Annotated in this window: 6 protein-coding genes; 4 read left to right on the top strand and 2 right to left on the bottom strand. The window is 31.7% G+C overall.

What is annotated here, in order from left to right; genetic code table 11:
- The first annotated feature begins 4 nt into the window (after positions 1-4).
- Positions 5-370, top strand: a complete 366-nt coding sequence (locus ABNT65_RS07770) for a DUF3127 domain-containing protein (protein ID WP_348704788.1) — start codon at positions 5-7, stop codon at positions 368-370.
- A gap of 77 nt (positions 371-447) precedes the next feature.
- Here ABNT65_RS07770 and ABNT65_RS07765 read toward each other — a convergent pair whose 3' ends face one another.
- Positions 448-1,071, bottom strand: coding sequence for a Crp/Fnr family transcriptional regulator (locus ABNT65_RS07765; RefSeq protein WP_348747604.1), 624 nt, complete (start codon positions 1,069-1,071; stop codon positions 448-450).
- 173 nt (positions 1,072-1,244) lie between these two features.
- Positions 1,245-1,859, bottom strand: coding sequence for a Crp/Fnr family transcriptional regulator (locus ABNT65_RS07760; RefSeq protein ID WP_348747603.1), 615 nt, complete (start codon positions 1,857-1,859; stop codon positions 1,245-1,247).
- A gap of 607 nt (positions 1,860-2,466) precedes the next feature.
- Here ABNT65_RS07760 and ABNT65_RS07755 point away from each other — a divergent pair.
- Genes ABNT65_RS07755 through ABNT65_RS07745 form a run of 3 tightly spaced genes read left to right on the top strand, consistent with a single transcriptional unit; the run spans position 2,467 to position 12,791 of the window.
- Positions 2,467-3,450, top strand: coding sequence for a hypothetical protein (locus ABNT65_RS07755; RefSeq protein ID WP_348747602.1), 984 nt, complete (start codon positions 2,467-2,469; stop codon positions 3,448-3,450).
- A 6-nt stretch (positions 3,451-3,456) separates the two neighbouring features.
- Complete coding sequence (locus ABNT65_RS07750; RefSeq protein ID WP_348747601.1) at positions 3,457-4,023, top strand: hypothetical protein; 567 nt, start codon at positions 3,457-3,459, stop codon at positions 4,021-4,023.
- Positions 4,024-4,034: 11 nt separating this feature from the next.
- Positions 4,035-12,791 carry a LamG-like jellyroll fold domain-containing protein gene (locus ABNT65_RS07745; protein WP_348747600.1) on the top strand — a complete coding sequence of 2,919 codons (8,757 nt, stop codon included), beginning with the start codon at positions 4,035-4,037 and terminating at the stop codon, positions 12,789-12,791.
- Positions 12,792-13,124 lie beyond the last annotated feature (333 nt).

Below are 13,124 nucleotides of genomic sequence, written 5' to 3'. Positions count from 1 at the left end.
AGAAATGGAAGTAATTGGTAAAATTAAATTAATTAACGAAACACAAACTTTTGGTAGTAACGGTTTTAGAAAGCGTGAACTAGTGGTAACTACGGATGAGCAATACCCGCAAATGATTTTAATTGAATTTATTCAAGATAAATGTGATTTATTAGATGCTTACCAAGTAGGACAAGATGTTAAGATTTCTATTAATATAAGAGGTAGAGAGTGGATAAACCCACAAGGAGAAGCAAAGTATTTTAATTCAATCCAAGGATGGAGAATTGAAAACTTAGCACAAGCAGCTTCACAAAACATTCCTCCGGCTGATCAATTTGCACCAGCTCCAGATTTAACGGATAATGAACCAGATGATTTACCGTTTTAATTAGGTAAATACATTTTAATAAAAACAAAACCAGCGTCTATTAAACGCTGGTTTTATCTTTTATATTAAGTTATGTTTTAGCTAGCAATACTTTGTTCTAACACTATAATAGATCTTGTTTTACGTATAATTCTATTTTCAGATTCTAATGTTTTTAAACCTCTAGATATAGCTTCTCTAGAGAAATTTAAATCCTCAGAAATTTCAAGCAAAGGTACTTTCACTTCATTAGTATTGTACAAATCTACTTTAACTTTTAAATAATTATATAAAATAGTTTTTAAAGGTTGATCAGAAGTGTTTTGAGTTCGCTCTAAAATTGAAGTATAATGCTTATGAAAAGAAGCAATCATGAGTGCTCTAAACTCACTAAAAGCATTCACCCATTCTAAAAATTGATGATTAGTCATTCTTAAAATGGTAACATCGTCTAAACAAATACAACAAATATCACTGTTTTCTTTTGAGTAGATACCAGAATAATTAATCATATTAGGTTGTTTACCATTTATATGATATAAAAAGATTTTTTTGTTATCACTTTGTACTGAAACCTTAACAATACCTTTTATAATAATACAAACACCTGTATTGTAACAGTCGCATTTTTGTAATAAATCTCCTTTTTTGTAATGTAAAACGGTTCCATGTGTTTGAAATAGTTGAATCACTTCCTTTGGTAAATGTAAATTTTCTAGCATAATCTATTTTGGTAAAGTTTGATGTAAAGTTATTTTAGTTTTATAGTAACTTTTTATGATTTCAATCAGTAACTATTATTTTGTTTAATACTTAAGTTAAGCCAGTTATATTCCAAGGAACTTTTTAAAAGCACCCTAAATAACTATTATAAGTTGAGGTATTTGTCTAAAGTTTAAGCAACTAATAAGATTGATCTTGGTTTTCCTATAACTTTATGTTGGTTTTCAAGTCGTTTAATGGCTCTAGATATTGAAGCAAGTGGAACTTTTAAATCTAAAGAAATTTCAGTTCTAGAAATATGAATATCCTTTTGCTGATATATTGAAGCTTTATTTTTCAAATAATCAAAAAGTCTATTTTCTAAAGTATGCGTCATTAAACTTTTTAAATTATAGAGCATTTGTTTAAAGTTATATTCACTTGAACTCATAACAGCTTTTTTTATAGGAATCGTGTTTATTTCAGCTTCACCAAATTTATCATCGGGTATCCATAGTAGCACACTTTCTTCTATAGCGGTAACTGAAATTGGAGCAGCAGCTACTTCTGTCATATCCATAACAGCAATAATAGGGTTAATATTAGGAGTAATATGATACAGTAACAGAGAATTATTTTCTTGATCTAAGTGTGCTTTTAATACGCCCTTTAAAATAATTGCAGTATGATTAACCGGTACATCTTTTAATAAGATAGGGTCGCCTACTTTATATTTTCTAGTAATAGCATTAGATTTAATTAATCTAGCGGTTGTTTCTTTGCAATTGATAAGGGTCTCTAGTATCATTAATAAATTATTTTATGGTATAAAATTATTTAACTCTTTGCTTAGTAGTAAAATCTAAAAGCTACTTACATATACTATAACGTTTAAGTAAGAAAAAACCCTATCAGAGTGTTATATAAAATATTTATTGTTGATAAGTAAAACTTATAAAACGTATTGTTTAGTTGATTTAGAAATGTTTTATTTTTTTTGATTTTTAGGTTTCTATGGGGTTTTTCTTCTTGTGATCTATACAAGTTTTATATTTTGAGATTAGATGACAGATAGTATATTTTTTATGTTAAAATAATGTTAAATAAAAATACTTCTGACTTTCAGATATGTATATAATAGATAGGTACTAATTAAACTATTACTTCCTTTTTATTACCTCATTTTTTCAGGTTTTACAGTAAGTTGATGAATAAAACTACAAGAAAAAAGATACAAAAAGGATTACAAAATGTGATCTAAGTCAAATATTGATCTAAGTCAAATAGTGATGTCTGTTAAATATATCAGTTTTTCTTATCTGAATTTTGTATCTGCATAAGCAATTACTATGTCATTGTTTATGGGGTAACATTAAAAAGTATAATAATTAAAACATTAAAAGATGAGAAATAAGATGATTAAAAAAATTACAATTGCAGGAGCATTGCTTCTAGGAACAAGTGCTATGCAAGCACAACATGTTATAGAAACTGTAAGGGCTATACATATTAAAGCAGATACAGATAAAGCTGGAGGTTTAGAGGGGATAAGTTTTTATGCAGCAGGGCAAGAGATGGCAGAATTTAATCCAAGTAACAATATAATGTATAAGAAAACTTTTTTTGAGAAAGATATCATAGCACAAGGAAAGAGCACATTTCAACAAAATGTTGAACTACGTCAAGGTCTTTTTGTAGATGGGATTAGTACAATTCAAGGAAATTTAGATGTAAATGCAAAGTTCTTTGCTAAAGAAGAGGTAAAATCTCCTAAAATACAGACATTGACAGTTAATACTAATATAGTAAACTTTGCAGAGACAACATTAAACACTGAAACAAAAGATGGAGAGAAATTTTTGACATTTAGAGGAGGTAAAACTAGATTTATTGGCGCATCGTTTCATGAAGGGAGTATTCATACTAATGAATATTTACAAACAAGAAGGGGGGTTTTTATAGAAAATGAAGGGGCTTTGGTATCTAGAAACTTAGCTTCAAATAGTGATATAACTTTTCACCCTAGTAACAATGGAAAAGTGATTTTTGATACTGATGCAGATAAAAAATCATATGCTTTTATAGAAAAAGGTCACTTAACAGCTAAAGGAGTAACTTTGGATGTGGGTTCTTTTCCTGATTATGTATTTGCAGAAGACTATAACTTAATGCCTTTAGAAGAAGTTGCTAGTTTTATTAAGAAAAACAAACATTTACCTAACATGCCATCAGAAGCAGAAGTAGTGGAGAAAGGAATGAATGTAGCTCAAATAAATACCATTTTAGTAGAAAAGGTAGAGGAGTTAACCCTGCATACTATTAAGCAGGAAGAAAAAATTAATACGCTTTTAAAAGAATTACAAGCTATTAAAAAAGCAATATCAGCTACTAAAAAGTAATAATCTATGAACAAGTTTATTTTTACAATATACCTATTTCTAATAGGTACAGGAATCGCTATGGCTCAAGATATAGAGCTCTTTAGGTTTTCTAATCTACAATTAGCGGAAGGAAAAACAATGGTATTGCATCATAATAAAGTGAATAATAAAGTAACCTTAATAGAAAAGTCTGAAGGAGATTTTGGAGTTAACAGTGGTTTTTTACAAGCCTTTATTTTAAAAAGATTAACCAATGGTAAGGTACTAATAGCATCAGCGAAACAGAAGAACTACTTTCTACGCTATAAGCCAAGTACAGATGAAGTTGATTTTGCATTAATAGAAAATAAGGAAGTATTAGAGAATTATACTTGGCAACTTCAGTTTGCGGGTAAGTTGAATAATAACAATGCTAAAAATATTATTGCCATTTCACCTACTAGCGTATTAAGTAAAGGATTAGTTCATAAAAGTAATAATCAGGTAGGGGTAGAAACATTAAAAGCGAATCCAACTTCTAGTGGAAGAGGAGGCACAATCATTGGAAATCAATACAGGTTTACCATGGAAAAATTAGCAGATGTACTTTAAAGCTTTAACAAATGAAAAAAAATAGAATTATAAATAAAAGTAATATAGTGGGCTATTTAATTATAGCACTATTAAATTCTTTTACTTACATACAAGCACAGCAGTCACATGATTTGGCAGTGTTGCATATGCAAGGTAAAGGAAAATACGACAGGGTATTTAACCCACAAACAAACCTAAATCGCTTATTACAAAATGGCGTACAAAATAAAGCGACTATTGAGTTTTGGGCAAGACATGATGCTCCTAAAACCGGAGAAATAGTAAGCTGGAAACTATCAAATTTAAAAACAAATGGCAGAGAATTTACAATAGGAATTCAAGAAGATAAGATATCTTTAAAGGTAGGAGCACATGAACAAGAAACCAATCTACTTTTAAATGATAAATTATTTAAAAATGCATGGTATCATTTTGCGCTTGCATTAGATAAAGAGAGTCGTGAGTTAAGAATATTTATTGATGGTGTAGAACGTTTATATGCTAATAATTTAAGTTTATCAGTAGAAGATATCTATCTTGTTAATGATAAAAAAACGGATTTATTTTTAGCAGAATACAGAGCATGGTCAAGAAAAAAATCAAAAGATCAAATTCAACTTCAGCAATTCCGTACTTTCTATAAAGAATCAGAAAGCGCATTAAGTGAATTAAAGAGTAATGGATTGGAAATTGTTTATACAAATACCAATTATAAAAGTGAAGATTATTTATTAGGAAGAGAGGTGATTAGTACTACTTGGGAAAATTTATTATACGAATACTTTCCTAATGATAACCTAGTAAAAGAAGCAGAAGTAGCTACTACTTTACAAGCGAATAAAATTGGAGAGATAGCCTCTAACATTCCACATCCAATATTAAATTTAGACAAGGTAATTGTAAGAGCTAGTGATGGTGATGGAATAGATGAGCAGTTATTATCAGGAACTAATGGGGTTTTAGTAAAATGGCAACATATTGATGGTATTGAAGAATATGAAGTAAAAAGGAGAAATGTAAGAACTGGAGAAACCAGTCAACAGTTAGGAGACAGAATTGATGCACGTTCTAAAAATCCATCTGAAGAGTTGTTTATAATAGATAAAGGAGGATTACCAAATGAATTGTATCAATATACAGTTTCAGCTAGAAAAGGTAATATAGAGAGAAAAACAGGAAGTGATATAGGTTTTGTATTACCAAATGGTGTTGTAACAGGAATTGTTCAAACTTCTTCAAGTGTACCAACAAAGTTTGCTAAAGTAGAAGCTATTGCAAAAAACAATATAAATCCTGGAGGAGCTTTAAAAGTAAATGTAGGTAAAAAAGCAATTGCTATTAAAAATATAGATGCATTTAGGCAAGCTACTGGTGGAGGTACTTTTGAGTTTTGGTATAAAAGCCCACAAGTAGCTACAGGAGAAAATGTAGTATTACAAATAGGGAACAGTAAGTTAACAGTAGCAGGAAATAAAATTAGCGTAAAGTTAAATGAAACAACTTATTTAGAAGGAACAAAAGTAAATGATACCAATTGGCATCACTATGCTTTTACTTTTGGAAGAGAAGGATCAAGCTTATTTGAAGACGGAGAACTAATGCAGGGAGCTACTACAGCTAACTTATTTGCGTTAGATTTAAGAAATACCAATGCTTTTTATTTAGCGGAAACTACTAGTGCTACTTATCATTTAGATGAAGTTAGATTTTGGAATACAGCAAAAACACCTGTACAAATTCAAGAATATGCAAACCATATTGTTGGAGGAAATGTAGAAGGATTATTTGCTTACTATCGTTTTGATTTTAACGATCCTAATAAAGTATACAATTTCTCAACAACTAGAAGAGGAAGTTATGTAGGAGAAAGTGAAGATATATTGGAACATTTACCAGCCAATGCACAACCATCAATTACCTATGCAACTTATACTAATGAAACAGGAAATTATGAGTTTAATTCTTTAAATACTGGAATACAAGGGGTTACTAATAATGATAATAAATTTGAGTATACCATTCAACCTTCAAAACCTAGATTTGAGTTTTTACCTAGCACAAAATTAGCGAACATACCAAGAAGGTTAAATGGAGCAGAAGTAAAAGATGTAAACTTTACAGATGTTTCTAGTTTACCGGTTACAGGAGTAATTTCTTATAGAATAGGAGAGAATTTATATCCAGTATTAAAAGGAACATCACTAAAGTTAGACGGTGCTGTAGTTCAAAGTATAGAAAAAGACGAAGTAACTACAGATAGTAATGGAGCATATGCTATTAAAGCATCGCCAGGAAAGCATACCATAACTCCAGAAAGAAGACCAGCTTTAACCAATGAGGAGCGATTAAACGAAGGAAGTTTAAAATTTGATGGAAAAACAGGATATGCCCGCTCAGCACAACGTATAAATAATGAAGGGAATAGTTTTACATGGTCAGGTTTTGTACGTCCATTTTTAAAAGTAAAAGAAACAGACGTTATACCAGCTACACAAACTATTTTACAATGGGGAACGTTGTCGTTAAAGTTAATCAACAATAACACATTAAAACTGTATACAGGAACTCAGGAAAGATTATCAGAGTTGTTACCAGCCAATAACCAAGGACAATTTGTGTTTTTTGGAGTGAGTTTTAATAAAGAAAATGGAACCCTAACACTATACGTTCATAATAGAAAAAAGAACACAGCTTTAAGTACACTTGAAATAGCTACTAATGTAATTGTAGGAGCAGAAAGTAATGCTAATGCATTTACCAATTTCTCAAAATCACATTTAGATATCTTAGAGTATAGAGCAACAGCGTTTGATGATGCTACTATTACTAAATTAAGAGAAGGTAAATATTTAACACCTGAAGAATCAGCATTACGTTTATCATATCGTTTTGATCAGAAAGCAGGAACAAAAGCAATAGATTGGGTAGCAAACGGGCTAGACAATAATTATTTGCAATTTGAAGGAGCAGCTAATTTTGACAACGCAGTAACAGTTAATTATAGAAGAGAAGTAGAGTATACTTATATTGCAAGTGAAGCAAAGTTAAATCCTCAAGGAGAAAGTTATGAAGTAGTATTAGAAGAGCCTTTACAAAATGTAAACTTCGAAAATATAACAAGGTTTAGTTTTGTAGGAAACATAGTAGTACCATGTAATAATAATGTAGGAGCTTGGACAGGTAAAATTGTACGTACAGATATTGAATTTCCAAAGTTTGAAAAAACAATTGATAACAATAACTTTAATAATGACGCTACGGTTTTTAAAGTAGAAGGGTTACTACCAGGACAGTATAGGGTAGAGATAACTAATGTAGATTCAAATAGAACGCTGCAAAGCCCTATTATTGATTTACGCCGTTCTAATGTGGTGTATGATTTTGAATTTAGAAACCCTATTGAGTTAGAAATAGAGTTGTTTGAGTTTGATATGGCAGGAGCAAATGATAGAAATAATATGAAGGATTATGTAGGAGCTCCAATAAATAGTACTTGTGATGGTAAATATAAATTTGAGTCACATGATGGTTTTAAAATGAATGTTCGTGTTTTTGAAAGGTATGGAGAAAATAAATGTATTGTTGAAGATGCAGAGGTTACCTTAGGAGGAGATGCTATTTTATCTAGCGAAAACCTAACAGTATCAGTAGTATCTGAGGTAAAAGAATTTTTCACACAAGTTTCTTCACCAAATTTCTTAGGAGATCATACTAGAAGCTTTTTAATATCTGCAAATCATAATGGAAGAACAACTTCAACTACTGAAACAGCTATTATTTTAGGAGCTCGTCAAGGAAACTCTGATTTTACATTAGTTGAGCCGCAGGTAGGATTTGTATTGCATGATCCTCCAGGAGATAACAGTTTTGCTACGCTAGAAAAAGGAGCAACTTTTACAAAAACGTTATCTAAAGAAAATGGAGTAAATACAGCTATAGATAATTCTATAGGTGCTAAAGTTAGATTAAAGCAAACATATATAACAGGAACAGCAACAGGAATTGGTGCTGCAGCTATCGTAGCTACAGGAGGTTATATTTACAATGCAAATTCAGAAAATAAATTTTTAATAGGAGGAGAGTTTCAATACGCAAGACACAGTGGTAGTGAAACAACAGTAGTTTTAGAAAAATCAATTTCTACACCTTCTGATCCTACTTATGTAGGAGAAGATGCAGATGTATTTATTGGTATGTCTCAGGTAATTACATTTGGAAAAGGGCAAGAATTAAAATTAGAGGGTTGTACACCAAGAGTTATCAATTTAAGTAATGTAGCTAAACCATCTACACTTACTCCTTTTGCATATACTAAACAAAGTATACAAGATAATGTAATTCGTAATTTATATGATTTAGCCATTCAGAAGTACGATCAAAATCACGGTATTACAAGTACCCCTGAAGGTAGAGATCATTTAAATTTAGATCAAACATTAGAAAAACTATTAGCAGCAAGTCCTAGTGATAGAGAGGATAAGGATATTAAAAACTACCAACATCAAATAATGCGTTGGAAGGAAATTATCCAAAAGAATCATGATAAGATTACGAAAAACTTTGCAACCAATGGTAAAGATTTTAGTGATACTACTAAAAATTTAAATACCAATAATAATCAAGGGCCTGCAGGAGTAGGATTAGATCCTTCAAGTTTAGATCAACGTATTACATTAGATGCGTTAACAGAAGTAAGCTATACACTAACAAGAGAAAAAACAAATAATGCAGGAAATGAATTTAGTGGAGGTCCATATGTAGGTGGAAGTTTTTCAGGAGAATTTACAGCGGTAGGCCCTGGTGCTTCTTTAAGTAATGAAACAAAGGTACATAACTTTAATAGTAGTACAGATACGGATACGCATGGTAATAATAGAGTAGATAGTTTTACATTGAATGATGATGATGCAGGAGATCAATTTGATATTTCTATAAAAAGAGATCCAGAGTATGATACACCAATGTTTAAAACAAACGCAGGTAGAAGCTCATGTCCGTTTGAATCAGGTACAGTACCAAGAGAAGGTGTTGAATTAATAGTAGATAAAGTAGTAGGGTATGGTACAGGAGATGAATCAATCTTGTATAACTTAACTTTACGTAACACACAAGTAGCGAATGATGCAACTAGAAAAACCTATATAGTAGGTATGGCAGGATCATCCAATCCATTAGGTGCAGTAGTAAATTTAAACGAATCACCAATTTTTGAGCCAGCTACTACCTCTAGGTTTGTGTTTGACTTAGACCCTAATTCATCAACGGGAGTACAACAAGAAGTAAAAGCACAACTGCGTATTGCAAGAGGTACAGATGCACCTTCTGAAATTTCATACGAGAACATTAAAATTCAAATGTATTCAGAGTGTGAGCAAGCAGGAGATCGTTATCGTTCGTATGGAGTAGATGAATATGCTGAAGTTGGTGTAGCACCATATGCAGAAATCTTAGTAACTGCTCATTTTACAGGAGCTTGTATTGAAGAAATTGAAGCAGATGCACCTCAAAACGATTGGATTGTAAATGGATCTGATAAAAAAGAACTAGATTTTACATTTAGAATACCTGAGTTAAAAGACAAACCAGATACAGATGATTTCTCTGTAGACTTAGAGTATACTATTAAAGGGAATAATACGCCAAGAATTTTAAAGAAGTTAGACTTAAAAACATTAAAAGAAAACTTAGATGCAGATACAGATCAAGTATCGTATAGTGCAGATGTTTCTGGTTTAACTGATGGAGAATACAGTTTTAGAATAGTACCTGTATGTGGTGATGGTGGTTCAGACAATCCTAACAATCGAAAAAATCCAACACCTTTTGTAAAAGGAAAAATTTCAAGAAATGCACCTCAATTAGTGTTAACTACTCCAGATAACGGAGGTATACATACAAGTGGAACCATTTCAGCTAAATTCTCTGCGCCTATTAATCCGGCAACAGTAAACTTAAACTCACTGGCATTAAGAGGTATTTTAGGAGGAATTCCTAAGCCGTTAACTTCTGTGAAATTAGACAATGTATCGGATGAGATCACAATTCCGCACAATAACAAATTTAATTTAGAAGATAAATTTACGGTGGAAATGTGGGTTAATCCAGCAAAATTCCCGTCAGGAGTACAAGTGCCAATTTTACAAAAAGGAAGAAACTACCATGTTTCATTAAAGTCAGATGGAAAAGTAGTAACTAATGATAATGTACAGTCTAATGTTGGTTTACAACCATTTACTTGGACACATGTGGCTGTGGTATATGAGAAGCAAAACGGAAATGCGGTAATCTACTTCAATGGAAACCCAGTAGGTTCGGGTAGAATTTCAGATACAGCCAATGCAGCCAATGAAGAAGCATTGTTAATTTCACCAATGGCTTCAGGAGATTCTTTTGTAGGATCATTGGATGAGGTTAGAATATGGCAGGCAACAAGAACCCCTGCAGAAATAGCTAGTAACTTTAAGAGTCAATTATTAGGTAATGAAGATGCATTAGAAGCTTATTTTGTGTTTAATGATAATAAATTAGCGAAGCAAGGTTTGTCTGGACAACCAGATGAGGCGGTGCAAGACTTTACAGGAAATGCCGTGGGAACTACTGCTACAGGAATTAGTTTTGTAACTAATGAAGAAGCTGCACCTTTAGATAAAACTAGAACAGTTGAAGACATTCAGTTTGAAACTACCATGTCTGAAGGCAATACGGTTATTAACTTCAATATGAAAATTCAAGACTTAGAATTTGTAGAAGGAGCACAATTAACGGTGTTTATTAAAGACAAAAAACTACAAGATCCATTAGGAAATAAAGTAGATAAAGCATCTTGGAGTTTTATAATTGATAGAAGCAAGCTAACTTGGAGTCAAAACAATATTTCAGTTACACAAAATCAAGGAGAAGCAACAAGTATTGAACATATTGATTTGGTAAATGAAACTGGAGGAGTAGATGTTAGGTATGAGTTTAAAAACTTGCCATTCTGGATGAAAGTTTCTGATAACGATGGAGAAATTAAAGAAGGAGATGAGAAGTTTATAAGAGCAAGAGAAACAAAGAGAGACTTTAAGTTTGAAGTACAAAGCTTCTTAAGCCCTGGTGTATATTCATCTAATATTTATATTTCAACTTCTAACAGAGTAACAGGACATAAATTAGGTATTGAAAGCTTTAGGGTTGAGGTAACGGTTAATTGTCCAGAACCAATAGTTGATAGAAGTTTTGAAAATAACCACCCATTCTCTATGAGTTTAAGAGGAAATTTATTAATCAATTCACAAATTTCTACAGATGTAAAAGATGCTGTTAAAGTATACATTAATAATCAAGTAAGAGGGTATGCAAACGTTAGAAACAACGGATTAGTAGATATGACTGTGTTTGGTAATGTATCAGAAAGTGATGCGTTAACATTTAAAGTATGGGATGCATCTGAATGTACAGAATATGAAGGAATTGTAGAGAATTATAACTTCCAAGTAAACCAATCATTAGGAGTAAATAGTCCTGTAACATTTACGGTTGGAGAAAAGGTAACGCAAAGAATTGCAGTAAGTAGAGGATTTCAAGAGTTAAGCTTTAATTTAAAAGATAACAACGTAGCAAATACCTTGTCATTATCAGCAATTAAAGGATTACCAGTGAATTCACAAATTATTGATATTATGAATCCAACACAAATGGCTACTGTAGAAAGTGATTTAAGTTTCTCAGGTGAGTTAACAGTGTTAGATGTATCTAAAGCATACTTAGTAAATGTAGCTTCTGCAGAAGTTAAGTACATTCAAATCACAGGAGTACCAGTAAACTTGAATACAAATATTACTATTACAGGCAATAACTTTAGAAATGCAATTCCATATTATCCAAATGAATTACAACGCACAGGATATGCTTTAAGATCATTTACTGCTAATAACGTAAGTGATGGAGATAGAATTGAAAGAAGAGGATTATTTGCTGAATATTCAACTACAGAAGGATGGCGTGGTAGTTTAACACACCTAACACCTGGATACGGATATTATTTCAAGGCTAGTAATAGTGGCGCTATTAATTATTCAGGTATTGTAGCAAGGCCATCATTAGCAAGATTCGCTAAGTCAGCAAATAAAAATCAAGTAAATAATGATTCAAGTGAATTAGAAGAAGCACCAGCTTATCAAGATTTAGGAGAAACATTTAATGCTAATAATTTTGCGAACTTTATGTATGTAAATGGTGTTATAGAGCAAGATGACTTTAATGTGTCTGATAAAACCTATACCATTTTAGCCTATGTAAACAATAAATTAAGTGGAGTGTCTAAGGCAGAATATATTAACGATGCGTACCATTACTATTTAGGAGTTGGAGCAAATGAAGCTAAAGAAGTAACCTTTAAGTTATACGATGGAGAAAAAGTGGTAGATTTAGAGAATACGGAAGCCTTTACAGCTAATAAAGCAATGGGAGACTTAAACGATCCATATGTATTTAAGCTAAAATCAGAGGTAACATCTGAGGAGGTAGTTAATGAATTGTCATTATCACAAAATGCACCAAACCCAATGCGTGAGTTTACACAAATTAACTATAGTATTCCAGAAGATGCACATGTAAACCTTAGTTTATATAATGTATTAGGACAAAAACTACACACTTTTGTAAATGAGCGTGTAGCAGGAAAACAAAAGCACACAGTAAATTGGAACGGAGTAGCCAATGGTGAAAAGTTAGAAAGTGGTGTGTATATTTATGAGTTAACCGTTGAAGGACAAAAACTACAACGTAAATTAATTATAGAATAACAATTGATTGTAATTATTTGAATTAGATAGGAGGTTGCTTTCGCAACCTCTTTTTTTAGCCAAAAAGTAAACTACCTCGGGGCAAGCCCACTAGAAATTTAATAAGACAAAAAGTTTAATTTCTAGGCAAGCCTCGGGGTATTATACCCTTTAACGATGCCAATAAATACGCTTACTCTTATAAAAGTTACGCTAAAGGAATTTTCCCCATACAAATAGAAGAAGCAAGTATATTTGCTCTGAGTTGATAAACTAAATCTGGGGGGATTTTAGTTTTACTACTAATACATATTAATTCTTAAGTCCAAGCAATTAGCTTGGGCTTTTTAACTG

Origin of the sequence: Tenacibaculum sp. 190524A02b (assembly GCF_964036645.1) — a bacterium.
GTDB lineage: Bacteria > Bacteroidota > Bacteroidia > Flavobacteriales > Flavobacteriaceae > Polaribacter > Polaribacter vairaonense.
Note: the sequence above shows the minus strand (reverse complement) of the source record. Positions and strands in the feature narration are given on the sequence as shown.